Consider the following 23,513-nt stretch of genomic DNA (forward strand, 5'->3'; position numbering starts at 1 on the left):
AAAGCGAGGTCATGAGCGCCAATGCGCCGGCAGCGCGTACCAAATACAGGCTCTTCATGACGCCTCCTTATCCTGGGCTAACCGATGACGTTCCTGATCAGGCCGGGCTGTTGGAATTGTTGTTGTTCTTGCGGACCAGGAAGTAAATGAGCGCACCCGCGGCAAGGGCGCCGAGCCCAAGCAGCAGCGGGTCGAACGCCAAGCCACCACCCGCGGCCTCGACCGGCGGAACCGGGATCGGGGCCGGCGGCACGCTTTGCGCCACCGGCGGCGCAGCGTCGGTCACCGGAAGCACGCAATTCGCGGGCGCCTGAGCAGCTGCGGCAACCGCGGCGGCACCGCACAAAGCGGCAGCCGGAGCGCCGCCGGTCATCGCCGACAATGTCGCCCACGGATTGGCAAAAACGGGGGCAGCGCTCGATGCGGCAACCGCACCTGTCGAGCTGACGAACAATGATCCCGCGATCAACGCGCCTACAACGCCCTTCAACTGCATCACGCTTCTCCCGGCTTTACGGTCGCGCCCCGGTGCCATAACCATCGTCTGACCGCAAACACTTACTTCGGATGAAAGTTCACCCGATCCTGTTAATAAGGCGGATCATCCGAGATTCTGTGACAATCATGCCGCATTTTCGATCCTCGCCTCGCGACTCCTGAGCCAGGCCTGGAACATCAGGATCGCCCATAAGGCCGGAGTCGACTCGCGGCGGCCGTCCAAATGCTCCCGCCACCGCCGCCCGACGATCTCCGGATCGAAGAAGCCTTCGAACCGCATTGCCGCGGGATCGAGCAGACTCTCTGCCCACGGCCGAAGCGGGCCCTTGATCCACTCTCCGACCGGGATGCCGAAGCCGGCCTTGGGCCGTTCCACCAGCTCGCGCGGGACGAGCCCATGGAGGAGTTGGCGAAGGATGAACTTGCCGCTGCCATTGCGAACCTTGAGGTCGAGCGGGATCCGCGCCGCAAGCTCGGCAACGCGGTGATCGAGGAACGGGACCCGGGTCTCCAGCGCCACCGCCATCGAGGCCCGGTCCACCTTGGCCAGGATGTCGTCCGGGAGATAGCTGACCGCGTCGCAATACATCATGCGCACGGCGTCCGGCGCATCCTCGCCGACGTCGAGATCGAATCCAACATCGTCGCCAGCACCGATCACCGGCAACGGCTCGTTGCCCCACTCATCGAGGAAGCTGCAATAGACCTGGTCGAAGTTGTCGGCGGATGCGGCAAGGCGAAGAGCCTTCTGAAGCTTGCCGCCGAGATGCGGCTGGTGCCGGCCCGGGAGGATGTTCGCGAGGCCGCTCCAGAATTGCGCCGGGAGTCGGCTTAGCGGCAGGCCCCCAGCCCGCAACGGCCGGGGAAGCTTTTGTAGCTGCGCCCACAGTCTTGGCGCGGTGACGTGCCGGTTGTAGCCGGCGAATAGCTCATCCCCGCCGTCACCCGTCAGCGCGACCGTCACCTGCTCGCGCGCGAACCGGCTAACGAGGTGAGTAGGGATTTGCGAAGAGTCCGCGAATGGTTCGTCGTACATCGAGGGTAGCAGCGGGATGACCTCCCGCGCCTCCTGGACCGTCACGTAGCGTTCGTGGTGGACGGTCCCAAGATGCTCGGCGACGCGCCGGGCATCGGCGGCTTCATTGTACCCGGCCTCCTCGAAGCCGATCGAGAAGGTGCGGATCGGGACGTCGGAATACTTCTGGTAGAGCGCACAGATCGTCGAGCTGTCGATGCCCCCGGAGAGGAAGGCGCCGACCGGTACGTCGGCCATCGACTGGCCGCGGATCGCGGATGCCAGCGTTCGTTCGAGCTCCTCCACCACTTCCGTCTCGTCCCGGATCGGGTCGCGAAGGCCGCCGCGCACGACGTCGCGGTAGGACCAATAGCGCTCGAGCGTAAATCCGCCCCCGGCCACTCCTTCGCCGGGCGCGTCGTCCCGAGGGTGGCTCGCAGCGTCGAGATCGATCGTCAGAACGCAGCCGGGCGGAAGCTTGAAGATGCGCCGGTAGATCGACAGCGGTGCGGGAATGTAGGTGCGCGAGGCGAACAGCCGGAGCGCGCGGCGGTCGATCGCATTGTCGAAACGCGGATGCGCCGTGAGCGCCTTCAACTCGGAGCCGAAGATGAAGTCGGTTCCGGCCCAGCCGTAGTAAAGCGGCTTCTCGCCAAAACGGTCGCGGACGAGCGTAAGGGTGCGGTCTCTGCGATCCCACAACGCGAAGGCGAACATGCCCGCGCTTCGGCGAAGGGTTTCGGCGAGGCCCAGGGTGGCGATACCTTGCAGCAGAACCTCGGTGTCCGAATGGCCGCGCCAGCCCCCTTCGGGGACCGCGCCACGCTGCTCGAGCTCGCGCCTGAGCTCGGCGTGGTTGTAGATCTCGCCATTGAAAGTGATGACGAACCGCCCCTCGGCCGAGCTCATCGGCTGGTGCCCCGCGGGCGACAGGTCGACGATCGCGAGCCGGCGATGCCCGAGGCCGATGCCGGCATCGACGTCGACCCAGATGCCATGATCGTCCGGACCGCGGTGAGCGATCGGACGGATCATCCGCGCGACCGACTGCTCGTCGATCCTTGCGCTGCTGAAAATGCCCGCGATCCCACACATTGCGATGGCTCAACCTTTATCCGGGCCAGTAGGGCGCAGGCCGATGGCCGACGTGTCGATGCCGATGACCCGCCGTACATAGATTAGCATGGCCAGATTCCAGCAGGACAGAGCCGTAGCGGAGGCGATTGCAGCGCCGACAATGCCGAACGGCGGAATGAGCAGGAGGTTGAGCGCGATGCTCACGATCAATCCGGCGGCGAAAATCAGCAGCCCCTGGTTCTGGCGTCCGGTCAAGGTCAGCAAATAGCCGACGATCCCGGTGAAGGCATTGACGATCGCGCCGCCGAGCAGGATCGCGAGCGCCGGATAGGCCTGGGGAAATTCGGGCCCGAACAGCGCCAGCAGCGGGCGCCCGACCACCAACAGCAGGCCCGACGCCACTACCGCAAAGGCCAGGCCGATCCGCGCCGACAAGCTCGTAATACGGTGCAGCTCGGCCCGGTCGCGGCGGTGATAGGCCGAGGCAACGAGCGGGCCGCTGACCACGCTCAACGAGACGAGTGCGAACGGAGCCAGGCTGGCCAACCGCCAGGCGGCCGAAAACAGTCCGGCTTCACGCGGGCCGGCGAGCGTTCCGAGGAGAATGATCTCCAGCTGATTGAGCAATTCCTGCATCGCGCCCATGATCAGCAACGGGATGCTGAGCGAAAACCACTCGCGCCAGTGCGAATAGTCGGCGGCCGTCCGCAGCTGTGGGGCCAGGACCCGCAGGAGATGAACGAGGAGCGCTCCAAGTGCCAGTGCCGCGGCGAGCGCGGTGAACATGAGCGCCGTGGCGGCATGGAGCGCAAGTCCGGCGACCGCAGTTCCACCGACCAGCAGGATGAGCAGCCCCGGGCGAAGCAACTGGTCATAGAATTGCGCGGCGAAGATGCGCCTGGTCGTGCGCAACAGCGCGGACCCGACGCCGAGCAGGGCAAGCGGGAGGATGGTCACCGCCCCCCAGACCAGCGTGGCGAACGGGATGCCCTTCCCGAAGCGGCTGGCCAACAGAACCATCAGGATGCCGGCGAGGATTGAGCTCAGACCAACCGCGACGGCCGCCACCTGGACGTAGCCGCGAAGGCTGCCGAACCGCCCGTCCTCGAGATAAATGGTGGAAAAGCGCAGCGCGCTGTTATCGAACCCGACGCGGGCCGGCAGGGCCAGGACCAACGCCCAGCCGAGAGCGACAACATATTCGCCGTAATTCTGAAGACCGAGGAGCCGCGACAGCAGAACATGCGCAAGATAACCAAGGGCTACTCCGCCAATGCGCAGCGCGATCGAGACGAAACTGCCCTTCAGGAGGAATCGCGTCACCGAATCCGACTGGCGCAATGGGTCCGCGCTCAAATCCGGTTTCCTTTGGTCACGATCGCCGTGTAGCCGACCGGACGAGGATTTGGAGCAGCATCATTGATGTCGAGCGAGCTCAAGAGAATTGTTCCGCGCGCCCTGTGGGTTGGGGGGCGACGAGCCGCGAATTACGTTCGGCGACTGCGCCACTGGCGGGCGGTCGTCCGCGAAGTCCACGGCGTCACCCTGGACGACACCGCCATCATCCAGCGCTCCGTCCGCGCCGGCGTGCGCGGCGCGGGGTCCGATCTCGATCGCTGGCGCGACCCGGTGCTCATCGCAGATGCGACGGTCCGCCTGGCCGGCATCGGCGAGTTCGCGATTCGCGGCCAAAGCGACGATCTGTTCGCCGTGCTGCCCTCACGCGAACGGGCGGTGGTGGCCGCCTTCCGGACGCACCTGAAGAGCGGGTCGACCTTCATCGATGCCGGCGCCAACATCGGCTTCTTCACAATTCTCGCCGCGCGCCTGGTCGGACCGGCCGGGCGCGTGATCGCGATCGAGATGATGCCGGATACCGCCGTCCAGCTGCGTGCCAACGTCGACCGCAATGGCCTGAGCAACGTCACGATCGTCGAGCATGCGCTGTCCAACCGCAGCGGGGAAGAGGTCGTGGCGACGATGCCGGAGGACCAGTTCGCACGTGCCAGCATCGCCGGAGCGACGATCCGCGGCGGCCGTCAGGTCCGCGTCCGCACGAAAACGCTCGATGACCTGCTGGCCGGCTTTCCCGAAGAGATCGATCTCATCAAAATGGATTTGGAAGGCGCTGAAGCGATGGCCATAGAGGGCGCCGGCGAGGTGCTCGCTCGAACGCGGGCCGTCATCTTCGAGCAGCTGGAAGGCGACGCGGCGGGCCGGCTATTGGCAAGCGGCGGCTTTGCCTTGCGAATGCTCGACGCAAACAACTTGCTGGCCGCGCGGGTCATGCCATAAAACAAGGGCGGCGGCGCCTTCCGGCACCGCCGCCCGAACTCTCAGAAGTAAGGGTGACTTACTTCAGGCTGTTCGACACGTTGTTGAACGTGGTGTTCAGCTTGTTGCCGATGCCCTGCATGGCGCCAATCGCCGCAACGGCGATCAGAGCGGCGATGAGACCGTATTCAATAGCGGTCGCACCCTCTTCATTGCGGATCAGCTTGATAAACTTGATCATGGTCTAGCTCCTTGGTTCCAAGTACCGAGGCGTTCGACGCCCCAACCTGCAGTCCACTGGCAGGATGGGTGGAAATTAGAGGGTGACCGGTTGAGAAAGAGTTACGCGCTAGGGTTGACGCGCATTAACCGAAGAAATCCCGGTTTTCAGGCGATTTTCTGGCCCGTCGCCTGCCAATCCTTGAGGAAGCTGGCGATTCCCGAGTCGGTCAGCGGGTGCTTGAACAGCTGATGGATGATTTTCGGCGGCGCCGTCATCACGTCGGCGCCGATCCTGGCGGCTTCGACGACGTGGATCGGATGACGCACGCTGGCGACCAGGATCTGGGTCGGGAAATCGTAATTGTCGTAAATCAGGCGGATGTCGGCGATGAGCGCCATGCCATCGAAGCCAACATCGTCGTGGCGGCCGACGAACGGCGAGATGAAGGTTGCCCCGGCCTTGGCCGCGAGCAGGGCCTGAGCCGCCGAAAAGCACAGGGTCACGTTGACCATCGTGCCGTCGGACGTGAGCGCCTTGCACGCTTTGAGGCCGTCGGGGGTCAGCGGGACCTTGATCGCGATATTGTCGCCGAGCTTCCGGAGGACGGCAGCCTCGCGCATCATCCCGTCATAGTCGAGCGCAACTACCTCGGCCGAGACCGGCCCGGCGACCACGCCGGCAATCTCCTTCACCACCTCGAGGAAATCGCGGCCCGACTTGTGAATGAGCGACGGGTTGGTGGTGACGCCGTCGAGCAGCCCGGTCGCCGCAAGCTCACGGATTTCGGCAATTTCGGCGGTGTCGGCGAAGAACTTCATGATTTGCGTGCGCCCCGGCTTTGGTCGATTGGCCGGCGATAGCCGCTGGCGGACGGTCCGTCATCCGATTCGAGGGAGCAGCGATGAGCGATCATGTGCGGGTCGAACGGGACGGCCCGATCCTCGGCATCACCCTCAACCGGCCCGAGCGGCGGAACGCGATCACGGTGGCGATGTATTCGGCGCTGGCCGAGGCGGTCGAGGAGGCAAGTGGCGATCCCTCCATCCGGGTCATCGTCTTTCGCGGCGAAGGCCCGGATTTCGCCGCCGGCAACGACCTCGCCGATTTCCTCACCGCCTTGCCGCGCGACCTCGACGAGATCCCCGTCTGGCGGCTGCTGCGGGCGCTGGTGAATTGCGACATCCCGATGGTGGCGGCGGTCCACGGCAATTGTGTCGGCATCGGCACCACGATGCTGCTCCATTGCGACCTGGTGATCGCGGACGACAGCGCGCGCTTCTCCCTGCCCTTCGTCGATCTGGGCCTGGTGCCGGAGGCCGCCAGCTCGCTGCTGCTGCCGCGCCTCGCCGGTCGTCGCCGCGCCGCTCGTTATCTGCTGCTGGCAGAACCGTTCGGGGTCGACGAGGCGATGGCGATCGGCCTCGTCAGCCATCGTGCGGCATCGGGATCGTTGGACGAGACCTTGGGGCAGGTGGTCGACGGCCTCCTCGCCAAGCCGCCCGAAGCCCTGCGCCAGGCTCAACGTCTGCTGCGTCATGGCACGCGCGAGGAACTGATCGAGCGAATGAACCTGGAGGGCGCGGCGTTCGCGGAGCGGTTGGCTTCCCCTGAGGTCAAGGAAGCGATCAGCGCATTCTTCGAGAAACGGAAGCCGGATTTCTTCCGGCTCGGCTGAAGTCAGGTCGCGGACGGAGTATAGACGAGCTTGCTCCGCGTCAGCGTGATCGCCGGCCCGGTGAAGAACAGGAAGTTCATGGTCCGGGTATAGGTGACCGTCAGCGTCTTGCTGCTGGTGCCGTCGACGACGTCCTGAACGGTGAAAACGCCGCCCACCGGCCCGAACAGCTTGGCATTCATCTTCGCCTTGATGTCGTCGTCGGTCTCGGCATTGCAGCCGGTCCCGGTCGGCACGCAGAGAGTGGCAAACCGCGCGCCTTCCCCGAGCGCGTGCTGCATTCCGGCATTCGCCTCATAGAGCTGGCTGAATTCGAAGATGCCATAGATCAAGGTGATGAGGATCGGCACCGACAAAGCGAATTCGACGGCTCCGGCGCCGCGTTCGTCGCGGCGGAGTTGGAACAGCTTGCTCATTGCGTCCTCAGTCCGGCCTTGCCGTGAAGGGTGTATGTGCCGTCGGCGTTGGAGCCTGGCCATTTGGACGACGCGAACATGGGCGTGAACGTCCCGCTGATGTCGACTGTGATCCAACGGTTCTCAGTCTGACCCGCGCAGATCGTGTTGTATGTCGCCTGCCGAGTGCCGTTGCACTCGAGGAAATAGTCGACGACGACGGTCGGGCTGGTGAACCCCGCGGCAGTCGCGGCGGTCGTCGCTTCCGACGAAATCGTGCTAAACGTGCTGCTGGTATCCCGATACTGCTGCACCTTCTCGATCGAGCGATAGGCGGCCTGCTCCAACCTGAGCTTGGCCGAATAGGCGCGGCTGATGTCGGCGACGCCGATGATCATTGTCGCAAAGAACGGCATGACCAGCGCCAGCTCGATGACCGAGGCGCCGCGGTCGTTGCGCGCGAAGCGTTTGATCAGGCGGATCATGCGACCAGCCTGACCTTCTTGCCATCGAACGCGCCGGAGCCCGAGCCTGCCGGGCAGGTGTTGCTGATGGCGCTGTTGCCGGAGAATTCCAGGATGAGCGCGACCATCTGCAGGCAGTTCGTATTCATTCCCGACGTGCCTTTGAAGGTTAGTTGCTGTTTGGGGACGTAAATGGCGCCCTGCAAAATGGAGCTGGCGTTACCGTTGATCAGGTTGCAGTTCCCCGAGCAGCTGGAAGCGTTTCGGTCCTGGTAGATCGCCAGGCCCTTATAGACGCCGGTATCGGGCGCGCTCAGGTCCAGCTTCCCCCCTTGCAGGCTGATATTGCCCGCTCCCGTTCCAGTGGCGCTCGTCAGGACGAACGTGCACGAATGGCATGTCAGGCTGGCATTGTTGTTGGTCATGCTCATGCTGGTTCGATCGAGGACGTAAGTCCCGCTGGGCAGGATGATGTTGCCCTTGATATCGAACGAGCCCCCGCTCTCCTTGAGGCAGTAAGTGCCCCCGGCGGTGATCGGCGACCCCGCGGCGGTCAGGTCGACCGTGCCACCCGGCTTGTTGTTGTTGCCGGTGTCCCAGTCGGAAAACTTCTGACAGCCGCTTGGAGTCGGCGGGTTCACGCTCGCGAACGGGTCTTCGGCGGCGATCGTGAACGGTTGCAGCACGGTGCCCGCGCCCCAATTGTCGGTGGCATCGATACCGCCGACTGCTGCGATCGGGCTCGCCGTCACGGTCGACGAGCCGAAGGCCACGGCCGCATCCATCGAAATCGAATTGGTGATCATCCCGCAGCCAAGATTGAGGTTGGTGCTGCCGCCCGCGCTGATGCCGGTCGTGCCGGTATTGATCAGGCTGATCGCGCAATATTTGCCCGAGGGTACGACCGTCGCGGTCGCGCTCGCGCTGATCACCGGCGCCGAGCTCATGAACATGCCGGAGAAGCTCAGTTGCTTCTGAACGGACAGGTCGACCCTCACCGCATCGGGGTCCGCCGCGAAGGCGCCCGTCGGCGCCGGCATGGTGCAGGTCGGGGTGATGTTGACGTGAACATTTTTCTGCAGGTCGTAGGCGACCGGATTGGCGTAGGTCGCGCCGGCGATGTCGGAACAGGTGCCGACTGTCTTGCCCTGGACGATCGCATAGACGCCGGCCATCGCGGCCGAATCGGCGGCGCGCTGGATCTGGCGCTTCCACAGCGCCCACTGAATGGTATCGCTGGCGAGGCCGGCCGAACCGACGATGAGCGGAAGGGCCGCGCCGGCAAGAACCAGCGCATTGCCGCGCTTGTTGCGCCACAGCTTCTTCAGAAACCCGATCATCGGCCGACTGCCCGGTTGTTATTGCGCATGACGCCGATTTAGCCGGGTTACGGTGAGCGAACCGTTGAGGGCTGTGGTTAACCCGAATTAGTCATGTTTGGCGGGTTCGCCTTGAACCGGCGTGTCTTAGGCTTATAATACAGCCGAGAAGTCCCTTGCGTGGCAAGCGGGAGCCGTTCACCGTCCCCGCGAGCCGTAACAGGGCGTTGAAAGGATGGGATTGATGGCCACCGAACCCACGGCGGAAGCCCAAGCAACGAAGACCGCGAGCAAGCTCAAGCTCGATCCGCCCGATGCCTTGCAGGCGGTGGCGCCGGCCGAAGCCGCCGGGCTGGTTCCGCTGAAGACCGAGGAGACGACTGAGCTCGACAAGCGCGTCTCCCAGTTCGTTGACGAGCTCGCCGCGCTGGACTCGAACAGCCCGGAGTTCGGCAAGAAGGTCGACCAGCTAACCGCGATGGGCCGTAAGGAGATCGCGGAAGCGGCCGGCGCCTCGAACCGTTTTCTCGACCGCCCGGTGAAGGCGATCGACAAGGACACCGGCATTGGCGCCGACTTGACCGAGCTTCGCCGCACGGTCGAAGCGCTCGATCCCAAGGAAGCGACCAAGACGCGCAAGTTCCTCGGCATCATCCCGTTCGGGAACCGGATCGACCGCTATTTCGACAAATACCGCAGCTCGCAGACCCACATTTCGAAAATCCTCAGCAGCCTCGGCAACGGCAAGGACGAGCTGCTGATGGACAATGCCGCGATCGACACCGAGCGCGCGAACCTGTGGAAGACGATGCACAAGCTCGAGCAGATGGTGCACATTTCGAAGAGCCTGGACCAGAAGCTCGAGGACAAGGCCAACGAGCTGGATGCGACCGATCCCGCCAAAGCCAAGGCGATCCGCGAAAGCGCGCTTTTCTATACGCGGCAGCGCACCACCGATTTGCTGACGCAAATGGCGGTGACGGTTCAGGGCTATCTCGCGCTCGACCTCGTCAAGAAGAACAATGTCGAGCTGGTGAAGGGCGTCGACCGGGCATCGACGACCACCGTCTCGGCACTGCGCACGGCGGTCACCGTCGCCCAGGCGATGACCAACCAGAAGCTGGTCCTCGAGCAGATCAGCGCGCTCAACACGACGACGGCGGGGATGATCGATTCGACGGGCGAATTGCTGAAGACGCAGAGCGCCGCGATCCACGAGCAGGCGGCGTCATCGACCATCCCGCTGGAGGTGCTGCAGCGCGCGTTCCAGAATATTTACGACACGATGGACCAGATCGACCAGTTCAAGCTCCAGGCGCTCGGCAACATGAAGCAGACCGTCGACACCCTGGGCAAGGAAGTCGAGAAGTCGCGCGGCTATATCGCCCGCGCCGAAGGCGTGAACCAGGCCAAGCTGGAGAGCGGCCCCTCGCCGCTCACCCCCATTGAGAGCAAATGACCGAAGTCACGGAGAAGGTTGAACGCGCGATTGCCCGTTTCGAGCGGGTCACCAGCCAGCTCGACCAGCGCAAGGGCCCTGTCCGCGACGCTGCGCGGCGCGAACGCCAGCGCCTGAACTCCGACCTCAAGGGACGCGCGGCACGCGTCGGGCTCGCGATCGGGATCGTCAGCCTGGCGGCGATCGTCATCGGGCTGATCATTCCGATCGGCATGTTCGGCTTTCTCGCCGCGGTCGGGCTGGCGATCGGCATCGCCGCGCTGCTCGCCTTCGCGCCCTCGCCCGATCGCAGCATTGCCGCCCCGTCCCCCGACCTGCCCAACGGCACGATGGTGCAGCGCTTCGATTCCTACCTTTACCGCACGCGCGCGGGGCTTCCCCCGCCGGCGCAGGGGGAGGTGGATGCGATCAGCGCCGCTTTGCCCTCGCTCAAGCAGACGCTGGAGCGAGTCGAGGAGCTCGATCCCAACGCCCAGGATGCGCGGCGCCTGATGTCGATCCACCTGCCCGGGCTGATCGACCGCTATGCCCACGTGCCAACCGCGTTCCGCGGCGAACAGGATGGCGAGGGGAAGACCGCGGACGAGCGCCTGGTCGAAGCGCTCGCGGCGGGCCGATCGGCGCTGCACGAAATCTCGGAGAGGCTGGCGCGGGCCGACATGGCGGCGTTCGAGACTCAGGGACGCTTCATCCAGTCGCGCTACGCCGATGACGGACCCGAGGCAGTCGACCCCGCCGAGACTCACTGATCAGCCGACGACGCCCGCCGACTTGAGGCGGGCGACTTCCGCCGAATCGAGACCCAGGCCCGACAAGACTTCGTCCGTGTGCTCGCCGAGCGCCGGCGGCGGCAGTTCGGAGTCTGTACGCTGACCATCCAGACGGAGCGGCGAGCCGACCACCGGCACCCCTGCGATCGTGCGCACCATCCCGCGATGCTGGGCCTGGACGTCGGATAGCGCCTGGCTGATCGTGTTGATCGGCCCGGCGGGAATCCCCGCATTCTCTAGCTGATCGAGCCATTCGGCCGCGGGCCGCTGGCGAATCACGTCGCTGACCAGCCGCACCATTGCTTCGCGGTTGGCGACGCGCAAACCATTGTCACGGAAGCGTTCGTCCGCCGTCCATTCGGGATGGCCGCAAATGTCGGCGAGGCGGGCGAACTGGCGGTCGTTGCCGACGGCGATGATGATCGGCTGATCCGCCGCATCGAACGGCTGGTACGGCACGATGTTGGGGTGGGTATTGCCCTGCCGAGGCGGGTCCCGGCCCGAGACGAGCGCATTCGACGCCTGGTTGGCGAGCATCGCCAGCTGGGTGTCGAACAGCGCCATGTCGATGTGGGCGCCCTCGTCGGTCTTCTCGCGGGCGTAGAGGGCGGAGAGAATGGCGATCGTCGTATAGAGTCCCGTGAACAGATCGACGACCGCGACGCCGACGCGCATCGGCCCGCCGCCGGGCTCGCCGTCCGGCAGGCCGGTGACGCTCATCATCCCGCCCATGCCCTGGATGATGAAGTCGTAACCCGCCCGGTCGGCGTAGGGCCCGTCCTGACCGAAGCCCGTGATCGAGGCGTAGACCAGCCGCGGGTTGGCGGCGCGCAGCGAGCCTGCGTCGAGGCCGAACTTCGCGAGTCCCCCGACCTTGAAATTCTCGACGACGACATCGGCCTGCTGCGCCAGCTTGCGGACCAGCGCGGCGCCTTCGGGTTGCGCGAAATCGATCGCGGCGGACTTCTTGCCGCGATTGCAGCTGAGGAAATAAGCGGCGACTCGCTGCTCGCCTTCGCCGTGCCACGGCGGGCCCCAGTGCCGGGTGTCGTCGCCGGCGCCGGGCCGCTCGATCTTGATGACCTCCGCGCCAAGATCGGCGAGCAGTTGCGTGCACCACGGCCCGGCGAGCACGCGGGAGAGATCGAGGACCTTGATGCCCTCGAGCGGCTTCAATGCCCGCGGGTCCAGAAGCGCCGGTCGCCGAGGATCGCCTGCGCGGCGTTATGGCCCGGCGCTCCGGTGACCCCGCCGCCCGGATGGGCGCCTGAGCCGCACAGGTACAGCCCCTTGAGCGGCATTCGGTAATCGGCGGCGCCGATCATCGGCCGCGCACTGAACAGTTGGTCGAGGCCCATCTTGCCGTGGAAGATATCGCCGCCGATGAGGCCGAAGCGGCGTTCGAGATCGAGCGGGGAATGGATCTGTCGTCCGATCACGGATTTGGCGAAGCCCGGCGCATGCGCATCCACCGTCGCGACGATCTGATCCGCGGCCTTCTCCCGCTCATCATCCCAGCTTCGTCCGGACCCGAGGTCGTAGCGGAAATGCTGACAGAACAGGCTCGCGACATGCTTGCCCTTGGGCGCGAGGCCCGGATCGAGCGTCGAGGGAATCAGCATTTCGATGATCGGCTGCCTGGCCCATCCGGTGTTGGCGGCATCGAGCCAGGCGCGGTGCATGTAGCCGAGGCTCGGCGCCATGATGATGCCGGCCGTCAGGTGATTGCCCTTCTTCGGCAGCACCGTGAACTTCGGCAGCTCCGACAGTGCGACGTTCATCCGGAAGGTCGCGCTCTCGCATTTCCAGCCGTGCATCCGGCTGGCGACGTCGTCGTCCACGGCGCCTTTAGGCACGAGGCGGTCGAACAGCAGCTTGGGGTTCACGCCGGCGACGACGCTGTCCGCCCGCCAAGCCTTCCCATCGGCGACGACACCCACCGCACGCTTGTCGGCGACGATAAGCTCCTCGACCGGCGAGTTGAGGACGATGTCGACCCCCGCCTCGCGGCACGCCCGCGCCATCGCCTGGGTAATCGACCCCATTCCGCCGATGGCGTGGCCCCATGCCCCGGGCACCCCCGCGGCCTCGCCGAACAGATGGTGGAGGAGGACGTAGGCGGTGCCCGGCGTTTCCGGCGATGCGAAATTGCCGACCACGCCATCGAAGCCGAACAAAGCCTTGGTGAGCTCGCCCTGGAAGTGCCGTTCGAGGATCTCGGACGCGCTGCGCACCGCGAAATCGTGGACGATGCGGGTCTCGGCGAGCGACAGCCCGGCCATGTCCTTCCCCAGCGTGAGCAACTTAGGCAGCGCGCTGACCTTCCGCCCGACGTTGGGCGGCGCGCGCAGCAGCCATTTCTTGAGCAGTCGGACGACCGTCTCGAGCTCGGCGACGTAGCGGTCGTAAGCCTCGGCGTCGGTTTTGACATGGCGCGCAATCTCCTTGCGCGTCAGGCCGCCACGGCCGGACAGCAGATAGTCGCCGTCGCCGGGCAGGAAATTGTCGGTCTTGCGCAAAACGACCTTGAGGCCGTGCCGCTCGAGCTGGAGGTCGCGGATGACCTTGGGGTTGAGCAGGCTCACGGTGTAGCTCGCCGCCGAGTTCCGGAAGCCAGGCAGGAACTCGTCGGTCACCGCCGCGCCGCCGACCGTGCCCGCAGCCTCGAGGATTGCGACCTTGAGGCCCTTTTTCGCCAGGTAATAAGCGCAAGTCAGGCCGTTGTGACCGGCGCCGATGATGATCGCGTCGTGCAAATTTTCCCCCAAAACTTCCGAATTAGCGCATCAGGACCAGCTCTTCGGCCATGGTCGGGTGAAGCGCAACCGTGGCGTCGAAATCCGCCTTCTTGAGCTTGGCCTTCACCGCAATCGCCGCTGCCTGAAGGATTTCCGGGGCATCGGGGCCGATCATGTGCAACCCGACGATCTCCTCCGTCGCGCCGTCGACCACAAGCTTGTAGAGCGAGCGCTCGTTGCGGCCCGCAAGCACATTCTTCATCGCCCGAAAGTCGGAGGTGTAGACCTTGACCGATCCCAAGCGGTTGCGCGCCTCGCCTTCGGTCAGGCCAACGCTGGCGAGCGGCGGATGGCTGAACACCGCCGATGGGACGCATTGGTAATCGACCTGCCATGGCTTGTTGCCGAAAAAGGTGTCGGCGAATGCCTGGCCTTCGCGGATCGCGACGGGGGTCAGCTGGATGCGGTCCGTCACGTCGCCGACGGCGAAGATCGAGGACGCCGACGAGCGATTGTCGGCATCGACCTTGATCTGGCACGTCTCGCCCAGCTCGACGCCGGCGGCTTCGAGCCCCAGGTCCTCGATGTTGGGGCGGCGACCGGTCGCAAACAGCACGGCGTCGGCCTCGATATCGTCACAGCCGGTCATCGCGACATGGAGGCGGCCGTCATCCCGCCGCTCGATCCGGTCGAGCGTCGCGTTGAACTTGAAGTCGATCCCCTTGCGCAGCGAAATCTGGACCAGCCGGTCGACCAGCTGCTGGTCGTATTGGCGCAGGATCACGTCGGTGCGGTTGACCAGAACAACCTGGCTCCCGAACTCCTGGAAGATCCCGGCGAACTCGCAGGCGATGTAACCGCCGCCGACGATCACGATCCGTTTGGGCAGTTCCTCGAGGTGGAACACCTCGTTCGAGCTGATCGCGTGCTCGATGCCCTCGATTTGCGGCATCTGCGGCCGGGCGCCGGTGGCGATCAGGATCTTGTCCGCGCTCACTTCGCGGCCACCCGCCAGATTCAGCGAATTTGGTCCGGTCAGAACCGCGCGCTCGTGGAAGATCGTCACGTCGTGGCTGGTCAGAGTCTCGGTGTAAGCGCCCTCGATCCGCCCGACCTCGGCGAGCACATTGTCGCGCAGCACCGCCCAGTCGAAGCGCTTTTGCGGAATGTCCCAGCCGAACATCGCGGCATCATCGAGGTCCTCGGCGAAATGCGCGCCATAGACGAGCAGCTTCTTCGGGACGCAGCCGCGGATGACGCAGGTGCCGCCGACCTTGTATTCCTCGGCGATGCCAACGCGCGCGCCATAGGCTGCAGCGACCCGGGCAGCACGGACGCCGCCCGAGCCGGCACCAATCACGAAGAGGTCGAAGTCGGCCATCAGAGCCCCGCCCTCTCCATCAGCGCCCGCGTCGAGGCATCGAGATCGTCGTCGCCCTTCCCTTCCGCGAGCGCGCGCGCGATGTCCTTGCCGAGCTCGACTCCGAACTGGTCGAACGGATTGATGCCGAGCAGCACGGCATTGGCGAAGGTGCGCTGCTCGTAGAATGAAATCAGCGCGCCCAGCGTGCGCGGGTCGAGCCGATCGAGGAGGATGGTCGCACTCGGGCGGTTGCCGGGATACGCGCGCTGAGGATCATCGCTTGCCCGGCCGGCCATGAGCGCGGCGCCCTGGGCGAAAGCGTTGAGAAGGAGCAGGCGGTGGCGCTCCGGATCCTGCTGGTCCTCACTCTCACGGACGGCAACGAACTCGACCGCCACCTGCACCGTGCCCTGGTGCAGAAGCTGGAACACCGCATGCTGCGCATCGGTGCCGACTCCGCCCCAGGTGACCGGCGCCGTGGCCTCCGCCACCGGCTTGCCAGCGCTGGTCACCGACTTGCCGTTCGATTCCATTTCGAGTTGCTGCAGATAGGGCGGCAGCAGCCGCAACCGTTCGTCATAGGCAAAGACGGCGCGCGTCTGGAACCCGCGCTCGACGTACAGGCGGTCGGCGAAGGCGGCGATCAGGGGCACGTTCTCCGCTGTATCCGCGAAGCGGAAATGGCGGTCCATCTCGGCCGCGCCCTCGAGCAGCTCCTCGAACGCCTCCCAGCCGAGCGCGAGGGCGGCACTCACTCCGACCGCGCTCCACAGCGAATAGCGCCCACCGACGCCCTCGCCGAACGGGAGGATGCGGGTTTCGTCGATGCCGGCGTCGAGCGCCTTATCGGGCTTGGCGGTGACCGCGATCAGGCGGCCTTCGGGGTCGGCAATCCCCGCTCCGCGCAGCCAGTCGAGCGCCGCGTCCATGTTGGCCAGGGTTTCGAGGGTCGTGAACGATTTCGACGCGACGACGACGAGCGTGGTCGCCGGGTCGAGGTCCTTGACCGCATCGTCGACCGCCGCCCCGTCGATATTGGCGAGGAAACGCACGTCGAGCTTTGCCGAGCGCCGTTCGAGGGCGTCGACGAGCAAGGCCGGGCCAAGCACCGACCCGCCGATGCCGATGTGCAAGACCCCCGTAACCGCCCCGAACGCGCCGGCCTCGATGGCGTCGACCAGGGCCCGCATCCGCTGCCGGTATTCGGCCGCGATGGCGACCTCGTCCGGCGACCCATTGCCGCGCTCCGCGACATGCGTCGCCGGGCGGCCCTCGCTCGGGTTGGCGATGCCGCCGCCGAACAGCGCATCGCGCGCTGCGGCAAATCCCGCCTTGTCGGCGCGCGCCGCGAACTCCGCCACGACGGCTTGGTCGAGGTTCGTCTTCGACCAGTCGAAATAGATTCCGGCGACGTCGAACGTCAGCCGCGACAAGCGGTCGGGCTCCGATTCGAACAGCTCGCCCAGCCGCTGAAGCTCATCCGTTCGCCGTTCCGCCATGGCCGGCCTCATAGTCGGCGGCGGGCCAAATGCCACCCCGGCTTGACCTTCATGGCCGGGGCGGAAACAAGCGGCCCGGCATGCGCTGGCCATTCCTTCGCGGCGGACGCCATGACGCCGCCAACCTCCCCGACGAGAAGCCCAAGGAGGAAGGCGGAAGCCTCCTCCGCTTCATCGTGACGCTCGTTCTGTTGGCGTGGGCGCTGCGCAGCTTCATCGTCGCCCCCTTCAGCATCCCCTCGGGCTCGATGCTGCCAACGCTCTACATCGGTGACTATCTCGCGGTCGCCAAATGGCCGTACGGCTATTCGCGCTACAGCTTTCCATTCGGCTTTCCGTCCTACGACGGCCGCGTTTTCAGCAACCTGCCCGCGCGCGGCGACGTCGTCGTCTTCCGCCATCCGAGCGAGGACGCGGACCTGATCAAGCGCGTGATCGGGCTGCCCGGCGACACCATCGAGGTCCGCGGCGGCGACCTGATCCTGAACGGCAAGCCGATCCCGCGCCAGGCCATGCGGCCCTACGCGATGCCGATCAGCGCCAACAGCCCGTGCAAGGTCGTGCCGCCGGCAACGCCGGTCGTGTCGGTGGTCAGGGGCCAGCCCTATTGCACCTATGCCGCCCATCGCGAGACCCTTCCCGGCGGCGTCGGCTTCACCGTGTTCGATCAGGTCGACGACGGCCCGGCCGACGATTTCGGCCCCGTGAAAGTGCCCGCGGATCACATCTTCCTGATGGGCGACAACCGCGACGACAGCCTCGACAGCCGCTTCGGCGCGGCCGAAGGGGGGATCGGCATGGTGCCGATGGAAAATTTGATCGGACGCGCGGTGTTCACCTTCTGGTCGACGGACGGAAGCGCGTCCTACGGGAAGCCGTGGACCTGGTTCACCGCGCTTCGCGGAACGCGCATCGGCAACGGTTACAAAGGCGAGGCGGAATGAGCGGCGGTCAGGACTTCGTGCGCAACCGGCTGGGCCATGACCCGAACGACGCAAAGCTGTTCGACCTTGCGCTGACCCATGCCAGCGTCGGCGGAGACAGCTACGAGCGGCTCGAATTCCTCGGCGACCGGGTGCTCGGAATGGTCATCGCTCGCGCGCTCTACGAGCGCTACCCGAGAGAGCCCGAAGGCAAGCTGTCGCGGCGCTATAATGCGCTGGTCGCGCGCGAAACCTGCGCTGAGGTGGGCCGCGAGCTCGGCATCCCGGCGCTGGTCCGGCTTGGACGCCAGGCGCGCGACGATCATGCCGCGCAGAGCGAGAATGTCGTCGGCGACGTCGTCGAATCGCTGATCGGCGCGCTGCTGCTCGACGGCGGGCTCGCGGTCGCGGAGAAATTCATCCTGCAGGCCTGGGGCGACTATCTCGACGAACAGGTTCGCGCGCCCGAACATCCCAAGTCGGCGTTGCAGGAGCTTGCCGCCGCTCGCGGCCTGCGCGCGCCAGTGTATGAGACGGTTTCGCGCACCGGCGCGCATCATGCGCCGGTCTTTACGATCAAGGTGTCCGTCGCCACCCTCGGCGAGGCGAGCGCGGAAGGCTCAAGCAAGCAGGACGCCGAAACCGCCGCCGCCGAAGCGTTGCTCGCGCAACTCAAATGACGCGGGCCGGGTTCGTTGCCGTCATCGGCGCGCCCAACGCGGGCAAGTCGACCCTGGTCAATGCGCTGGTCGGCCAGAAGGTCGCGATCGTCAGTGACAAGGCACAAACGACGCGCGCCCGGTTGATGGGCATCGCGGTCGAAGGCGAGACGCAAATCCTGCTGGTCGACACGCCGGGCATCTTCGAGCCGCGGCGGCGGCTCGACCGCGCCATGGTCGCAGCCGCCTGGACCGGCGCCGAGGATGCCGAGCTGATTGTGCTGGTGATCGATTCCTCGACCGGCGTCACCGCCGCGGTCGAGCGCATCCTTGCCGGCCTGGAAACCCGCAAGCACCCGCTGATCATCGCGCTCAACAAGATCGACCTGGTGAAAAAGCCGGCGTTGCTGGCGCTTTCCGCCGCGCTCACCGAGCGGCTCAACCCGGACAAGGTGTTCATGATCAGCGCCGCGCAGGGCGACGGCGTCCCCGATCTCAAGGCGGCGCTGGCGCAGGCGATGCCCGAGGGCCCGTGGCTGTACCCCGAGGACGAGCTCTCCGACGCGACCGACCGTATGATCGCCGCCGAGCTGACGCGGGAGCAGATCGTCAACCAGCTCTATCAGGAAATGCCCTACGCCACAGCGATCGAAACCGAGACGTGGGAGGACCGGCCCGACGGCGCGACCGTGATCCGCCAGCAGATCCTCGTCGCGCGCGACAGCCAGAAGGCGATCGTCATCGGCAAAGGCGGTTCACGCCTGAAACGCATCGGAGAAGCGGCGCGCAAGGCCATCGCCGAGCATCTCGGGCGGCCCGTGCACCTCTACCTGCATGTCAAGGTCAATCCCAAGTGGGACGAGGACCGCTCGCTCTATCGCGAGATCGGGCTCGAGTGGGCTGACTAGCGCGGGTCGAGAGGCTTGCGCGCGCGGTCCGATTGGCTCAACTTCGGCTGGCTCGGTCGGAGGGACTCAATGGCCAAGCCTCGCATATTCTTCGCGACCAACCGCAACTACCTGCCGGACAACAAGCTTGCCGTGTTCGGGGGCCAGTTCAATCCCGACGGCATCGGCGCCCTGCGGTTCGGCCAGGCCGAGCTCGACGATCAGGGCAAGCTAGTCCAACCGGTCTTCGTCTATCCCGACCCTAAGAAGAAGGATGCGGACAATCCACCTCCCGGCACCGGTAGCAGGGCCTTCCTCGACGATCTCCGCATCGCAATGCGCGACGGCTGCACCGATACACTCATTTTCATTCATGGCTTCAACGTCAGCTTCGTCGCCGCGCTCGAGGCAGGCGGCGCGCTGGCGTCGGAAATCACCATCGGCGGCAAACCGATCAACGTCGTCGTGTTCAGCTGGCCCTCCGACGGCAAGATGATCCCCTACATGTCCTATTACAGCGACCGCGAGGACGCGCGCACGTGCGGAGCGGCGCTCGCCCGGACTTATCTGAAGTTGTACGACTTCATGGTCGGTCTCAAACCCAAGGACTATTGCGACCAGTCGCTGCACCTGCTCGCACACAGCATGGGCAATTATGTGCTTCGGAATGGGCTCCAGGCACTCATCGCCAAGGACCCGACCAAGCTCGTGCGCATGTTCAAAGAGATCGTCCTGGCCGCGCCCGACGAAGACGATGATGCATTCGACACCGATCAGAAACTGCGGCTTCTTCCTGGCCTCTGCCGGCGGTTGACGGTCTATTACAACCAGAACGACCGGGCGCTGTTGATCTCGGACAAGACCAAGGGCAATCCGGATCGGCTCGGGTCCGACGGGCCGCGGATGCTCGACCTCCTGCCCAAGAAAGTGTTCGTGGTCGATTGCGGCCGGGTCGCTGGAGCAGGCGATCCGATGATCCAGCACAGCTATTACATCCACTGCCAGCCAGTCTCTGCGGACCTCCAGGCGACGCTCGGCGGGGTTCCGCCCGACTCGATCGTCAACCGCGACGTGATCCGGGCGGAACGGGCTTACCGCATCCGCAATTAGGATGTGGCGGCGAGCAATTCGTCGACCCACGCCGGCACCAGCTCCCCGGCGCGGCCGATCCGGCTTTCGCCGAAGTAAATGCTGCCGATCGACGGCTCAAGGTTCATTTCGAGCGTTCGAGCGCCGCAATAGCGCGCGGTCTGGACGAAGCCGGCGGCCGGATAGACCGCGCCCGACGTGCCGATCGAGACGAACAGGTCGCAGTCGCGGAGCGCCTCCTCGATCCGGTCCATGTCGTAGGGCATTTCCCCGAACCAGACGATGTCCGGCCGGAGCGCGCCGACCGCCCGGCATTCAGGACAGGGCGAATCCTCGCCTATCGGCGCGCTCCAAGGTGAGCGGCGGTCGCAAGCGATGCACCATGCCTTGCTGTTCTCGCCATGCATATGAATCAGTTGCTTCGAACCGGCGCGCTCATGGAGGTTGTCGACGTTCTGCGTGACCAGCAGGAACGCTCCGGGCCATTCGGCCTCGAGCCGAGCCAGCGCGAGATGTGCGGCGTTGGGCTCGACCTCCGCAAGCTGGGCGCGGCGGGCATTGTAGAATTTATGCACCAGGGCCGGGTCGCGGCCGAACGCTTCGGGAGTCGCGACGTCCTCGACGCGATGACCCTCCCACAGCCCGTCCTCGCCGCGGAAAGTGGCCAGGCCGCTCTCGGCGGAAATCCCCGCGCCGGTGAGGACGACGATTCGTGCCGGATATTGATCCATGTTAGCGCTTATCCACAGACGGCTTGCGCGACTCGCTGGTAAATGATTGTTTTGCAAGCGGGACCGGGGCGAACGCTGTTTAAAGAGGGGGCAAACGTACATTGAGGGAGATCCTCCGCTCGCGCCTACCGGAGCGGCTTGCCCACCGCGTCCCTGAGCCGGCGGTGGAGATCGCCGTCGGGTTGGCCGCGGCGGTGGTCTTCCTGGCGGTGCGCGTGGCGCTGATCCCGTTCGCCGGCGATCGCGCTCCCTATTCCTTCGTCTTTCTCGGGGTCGTGGTGTCGGCGGTGATTGCCGGCTGGCGGGGCGGAGCGGTGACGCTGATCGCCGGTCAAATCCTAGCATGGACCGTCATTGCGTCGCGGCCCGCGGCCGCGGCGGCGAGCGACAGTAGAGTAGGCGGACTGGTCATCGCGACATTGGCGCAGATCATCATCCTGCTCGTCATCGCGCTCTATCAACGTGAAGTTGCCAAAAATCTGTCGGAGCGCGAGCGCCGCATGGAATTGCTCGACCAGGCGCGGCGCGAAATCGATCACCGCGCCAAGAACAATTATCAGACCGTGCTGTCGCTGATCGAGCTTCAGGCAGCGCGCGCGACCAATCCGGACATTCGCGAGGCGCTGCGCCAGGTCACCGACCGGATCGCCGCGATTTCGGTTGCCACCGAGCATCTCGCCATCCGTGGCGAGGATTTGTCGACGGTGAAGCTGCGCGATCACCTTTGCGGCCTGTGCGCGCAGCTGGAGCGCGGGCTGGCGCGCGGCGACGTGCGCGTCGAATGCGACGTGCCGGACGTGGTCGCCAGCGCCGATACCGCGATCCAGCTCGCAATCATCGTCAATGAGCTCGTGACCAATGCTCTGAAGCACGCCTTCACCGACGGTCGTCACGGCATTGTTCGGGTTCTTTCGAAAACGGTCGGCGCCGGTCTCGAGCTCGAAGTCTCGGACAACGGCTGTGGCATGAACGGCCGCTCGGCTGCTGCCGGCACTGGGCTCGGCCGCAAGCTGGTCGACAGCTTCGCCCACCATCTCGGCGCCAAGCACGATGTTTCAACGTCGAAAGACGGAACGACCCATCGCCTGCTCGTTCCCGCGCTCGCGTAAACCGCTTGTGCGACTCGGCCGCGCATGATTGTTACGCGTCCGCGCCAATTTCGAGGGGAATTGCCATGATCAAGCCCGTCACGATCGCTCTGACCGGTGTCGCCGCGCTCGCTCTAACCGGCTGTCACCATCGCGAATGGAAAGACCACCACCACGCCGACGCGAGCAAGATCGCGGCCGACATCAAGGCGCAGGAGGTGCAGTGGGAGAAGGACTACGCCTCGAAGAACCCCGACGCACTGGCGTCGCACTATGCCGACAATGGCGCGCTCGGGTCGCCCGGCGCGGCGCTGGCCACGGATTCGGGCGCGCGGCGCAAAGAAATGGACTCGCTGACCAGCGACCCCAACCTCAAGCTCAGCTTCGCGTCCGACGTCGTCGAAGTCGCGCGGTCCGGCGACCTCGCCTATAGCCGCGGCCACTATTCGCTGCAGATGACCGATGCAGCGACCAAGCAGCCGGCGACCAGCACCGGAACCTACATCACGGTGTGGAAGCCGCAGTCCGATGGAAAATGGAAAGCCGTCGAGGACTATATCATTCCCGGCCCGGCGCCCGCGGCCAAGTAACGCCGGCAGCGTCGTTGCGCCCGTGAGCGAGGGCCAAATCCGCATCGGCATCGGCGGCTGGACCTATGCGCCCTGGCGCGGCGTCTTCTACCCCGACAAGCTGCCGCAGGCCAAAGAGCTCGAATATGCCTCGCGGGCAATGACCGCGATCGAGATCAATGCGACCTTCTATGGCCGGCAGAAGCCGAAAAGCTGGGAGAATTGGGAAAGCGTCGCTCCCGACGGGTTCCAGTTCGCGGTCAAGGGCTCGCGCTATTGCGTGATGAAGTCGAAGCTTGCCGAAGCCGCCGAAGGACTCAACGGGTTCTTCGCCCAGGGGTTTTCCGCGCTTGGGCCCAAGCTTGGCCCGATCCTGTGGCAATTCACGCCCTACCGCAGGTTCGACCGCGACGATATCGCGGGGTTCATCGACCTGCTGCCCGACCAGCTGGACGGAATGAAGCTCCGCCACGTCATCGAGCCGCGGCACAAAAGCTTCGACGACGACAGGTTCTTCGAACTGTGCCGAGCGCGGAACATCGCCGTCGTGTTCGAGGATTCCGATGATTATCCGTGCATCGACGTCGACACCGCCGACTTCGCCTACGCGCGGCTGCAGCGGATGAACGAAGCGGTCGAAACGGGTTATGACGACGTCGCACTCGACGGCTACGCGACACGCGCCCGCAAATGGCAGAAGGACGGACGCGACGCGTACATCTTCATGATCAACGGCGCGAAGGTCCGGGCACCCGCCGCCGCGCTAGCGCTGCAGGAACGGCTTCGCTAACCATCTGC

At 65.4% G+C, this 23,513-nt stretch carries 24 protein-coding genes; 11 read left to right on the forward strand and 13 right to left on the reverse strand.

Annotated elements, in window-relative coordinates; genetic code table 11:
* Positions 1 to 97: 97 nt before the first annotated feature.
* The 3 genes from N539_RS0103885 to N539_RS0103895 form a co-directional block, all read right to left on the reverse strand.
* Entirely contained in the window at positions 98 to 496 is a 399-nt protein-coding gene (locus N539_RS0103885; RefSeq protein ID WP_156029744.1) for a hypothetical protein, read from the reverse strand.
* A 126-nt stretch (positions 497 to 622) separates the two neighbouring features.
* Complete coding sequence (asnB, locus tag N539_RS0103890; RefSeq protein ID WP_028969213.1) at positions 623 to 2,608, reverse strand: asparagine synthase (glutamine-hydrolyzing); 1,986 nt, start codon at positions 2,606 to 2,608, stop codon at positions 623 to 625.
* Between the two features lie 9 nt (positions 2,609 to 2,617).
* Entirely contained in the window at positions 2,618 to 3,913 is a 1,296-nt protein-coding gene (locus tag N539_RS0103895) for an oligosaccharide flippase family protein (RefSeq protein ID WP_197018334.1), read from the reverse strand.
* A gap of 99 nt (positions 3,914 to 4,012) precedes the next feature.
* On the opposite strand from N539_RS0103895, the gene N539_RS17620 reads away from it, so the two are divergent.
* Positions 4,013 to 4,885, forward strand: a complete 873-nt coding sequence (locus N539_RS17620) for an FkbM family methyltransferase (RefSeq protein ID WP_051531315.1) — start codon at positions 4,013 to 4,015, stop codon at positions 4,883 to 4,885.
* 58 nt (positions 4,886 to 4,943) lie between these two features.
* Here N539_RS17620 and N539_RS15295 read toward each other — a convergent pair whose 3' ends face one another.
* A complete protein-coding gene (locus N539_RS15295) occupies positions 4,944 to 5,102 on the reverse strand; it encodes a Flp family type IVb pilin (RefSeq protein WP_081774220.1) in 159 nt (52 codons plus the stop codon).
* A 149-nt stretch (positions 5,103 to 5,251) separates the two neighbouring features.
* Complete coding sequence (gene fsa / locus N539_RS0103910) at positions 5,252 to 5,905, reverse strand: fructose-6-phosphate aldolase (RefSeq protein WP_028969215.1); 654 nt, start codon at positions 5,903 to 5,905, stop codon at positions 5,252 to 5,254.
* Positions 5,906 to 5,988: 83 nt separating this feature from the next.
* On the opposite strand from fsa, the gene N539_RS0103915 reads away from it, so the two are divergent.
* Positions 5,989 to 6,762, forward strand: coding sequence for an enoyl-CoA hydratase (locus N539_RS0103915; RefSeq protein ID WP_028969216.1), 774 nt, complete (start codon positions 5,989 to 5,991; stop codon positions 6,760 to 6,762).
* A 2-nt stretch (positions 6,763 to 6,764) separates the two neighbouring features.
* On the opposite strand, the gene N539_RS15300 is transcribed toward N539_RS0103915, so the two are convergent.
* Genes N539_RS15300 through N539_RS0103930 form a run of 3 tightly spaced genes read right to left on the reverse strand, consistent with a single transcriptional unit; the run spans position 6,765 to position 8,961 of the window.
* The gene (locus N539_RS15300; RefSeq protein WP_037552105.1) at positions 6,765 to 7,178 is read right to left on the reverse strand and encodes a TadE/TadG family type IV pilus assembly protein; all 414 of its coding nucleotides are present in this window, start codon (positions 7,176 to 7,178) and stop codon (positions 6,765 to 6,767) included.
* Positions 7,175 to 7,642, reverse strand: coding sequence for a TadE/TadG family type IV pilus assembly protein (locus tag N539_RS0103925; protein ID WP_028969217.1), 468 nt, complete (start codon positions 7,640 to 7,642; stop codon positions 7,175 to 7,177). Before N539_RS0103925 ends, N539_RS15300 begins: the two co-directional genes overlap by 4 nt.
* Positions 7,639 to 8,961 (reverse strand): pilus assembly protein TadG-related protein, encoded by a 1,323-nt coding sequence (locus tag N539_RS0103930; RefSeq protein WP_028969218.1) that lies wholly within the window; start codon positions 8,959 to 8,961, stop codon positions 7,639 to 7,641. Before N539_RS0103930 ends, N539_RS0103925 begins: the two co-directional genes overlap by 4 nt.
* Positions 8,962 to 9,184: 223 nt before the next feature.
* Between N539_RS0103930 and N539_RS0103935 the strand changes: the two genes are divergently transcribed.
* Positions 9,185 to 10,399: a toxic anion resistance protein gene (locus N539_RS0103935; RefSeq protein WP_028969219.1), complete on the forward strand. Its 1,215-nt coding sequence runs from the start codon at positions 9,185 to 9,187 to the stop codon at positions 10,397 to 10,399.
* Positions 10,396 to 11,148 (forward strand): hypothetical protein, encoded by a 753-nt coding sequence (locus tag N539_RS0103940; RefSeq protein ID WP_028969220.1) that lies wholly within the window; start codon positions 10,396 to 10,398, stop codon positions 11,146 to 11,148. Before N539_RS0103935 ends, N539_RS0103940 begins: the two co-directional genes overlap by 4 nt.
* Here N539_RS0103940 and N539_RS0103945 read toward each other — a convergent pair whose 3' ends face one another.
* From N539_RS0103945 to pgi, 4 genes are read right to left on the reverse strand one after another with little or no spacing between them, the layout of a single operon-like run.
* Positions 11,149 to 12,345: a CaiB/BaiF CoA transferase family protein gene (locus N539_RS0103945; RefSeq protein WP_037552107.1), complete on the reverse strand. Its 1,197-nt coding sequence runs from the start codon at positions 12,343 to 12,345 to the stop codon at positions 11,149 to 11,151.
* On the reverse strand, positions 12,342 to 13,937 hold the full coding sequence (locus N539_RS0103950; RefSeq protein WP_197018335.1) for a phytoene desaturase family protein: 1,596 nt from the start codon (positions 13,935 to 13,937) through the stop codon (positions 12,342 to 12,344). Before N539_RS0103950 ends, N539_RS0103945 begins: the two co-directional genes overlap by 4 nt.
* A 10-nt stretch (positions 13,938 to 13,947) precedes the next feature.
* On the reverse strand, positions 13,948 to 15,288 hold the full coding sequence (gorA, locus tag N539_RS0103955) for a glutathione-disulfide reductase (protein WP_028969223.1): 1,341 nt from the start codon (positions 15,286 to 15,288) through the stop codon (positions 13,948 to 13,950).
* Positions 15,288 to 16,769, reverse strand: a complete 1,482-nt coding sequence (gene pgi, locus N539_RS0103960; RefSeq protein ID WP_028969224.1) for a glucose-6-phosphate isomerase — start codon at positions 16,767 to 16,769, stop codon at positions 15,288 to 15,290. The genes gorA and pgi overlap by 1 nt, the downstream gene beginning before the upstream one ends.
* Before the next feature lie 80 nt (positions 16,770 to 16,849).
* On the opposite strand from pgi, the gene lepB reads away from it, so the two are divergent.
* The 4 genes from lepB (at position 16,850) to N539_RS0103980 (ending at position 20,348) form a co-directional block, all read left to right on the forward strand.
* Entirely contained in the window at positions 16,850 to 17,713 is an 864-nt protein-coding gene (gene lepB, locus N539_RS0103965; protein WP_028969225.1) for a signal peptidase I, read from the forward strand.
* A complete protein-coding gene (gene rnc / locus N539_RS0103970; RefSeq protein WP_028969226.1) occupies positions 17,710 to 18,372 on the forward strand; it encodes a ribonuclease III in 663 nt (220 codons plus the stop codon). Before lepB ends, rnc begins: the two co-directional genes overlap by 4 nt.
* On the forward strand, positions 18,369 to 19,259 hold the full coding sequence (gene era, locus N539_RS0103975) for a GTPase Era (protein ID WP_028969227.1): 891 nt from the start codon (positions 18,369 to 18,371) through the stop codon (positions 19,257 to 19,259). Before rnc ends, era begins: the two co-directional genes overlap by 4 nt.
* Before the next feature lie 69 nt (positions 19,260 to 19,328).
* Entirely contained in the window at positions 19,329 to 20,348 is a 1,020-nt protein-coding gene (locus tag N539_RS0103980; RefSeq protein WP_028969228.1) for an alpha/beta hydrolase, read from the forward strand.
* Here the strand turns inward: N539_RS0103980 and N539_RS0103985 are convergent.
* Positions 20,345 to 21,058 (reverse strand): NAD-dependent deacylase, encoded by a 714-nt coding sequence (locus N539_RS0103985; protein WP_028969229.1) that lies wholly within the window; start codon positions 21,056 to 21,058, stop codon positions 20,345 to 20,347. The two genes, N539_RS0103980 and N539_RS0103985, sit on opposite strands and share 4 nt — an antisense overlap.
* A 101-nt stretch (positions 21,059 to 21,159) precedes the next feature.
* Here N539_RS0103985 and N539_RS0103990 point away from each other — a divergent pair, with 101 nt between their 5' ends.
* From N539_RS0103990 to N539_RS0104000, 3 genes are all read left to right on the forward strand, one after another.
* Positions 21,160 to 22,167, forward strand: coding sequence for a sensor histidine kinase (locus tag N539_RS0103990; RefSeq protein ID WP_156029746.1), 1,008 nt, complete (start codon positions 21,160 to 21,162; stop codon positions 22,165 to 22,167).
* 65 nt (positions 22,168 to 22,232) lie between these two features.
* Positions 22,233 to 22,736, forward strand: a complete 504-nt coding sequence (locus N539_RS15305; RefSeq protein ID WP_051531316.1) for a YybH family protein — start codon at positions 22,233 to 22,235, stop codon at positions 22,734 to 22,736.
* Positions 22,737 to 22,758: 22 nt separating this feature from the next.
* The gene (locus tag N539_RS0104000) at positions 22,759 to 23,505 is read left to right on the forward strand and encodes a DUF72 domain-containing protein (protein ID WP_028969231.1); all 747 of its coding nucleotides are present in this window, start codon (positions 22,759 to 22,761) and stop codon (positions 23,503 to 23,505) included.
* The last annotated feature ends 8 nt before the right edge of the window (positions 23,506 to 23,513 follow it).

This window comes from Sphingomonas sp. URHD0057, from assembly GCF_000620665.1.
GTDB lineage: Bacteria > Pseudomonadota > Alphaproteobacteria > Sphingomonadales > Sphingomonadaceae > Sphingomicrobium.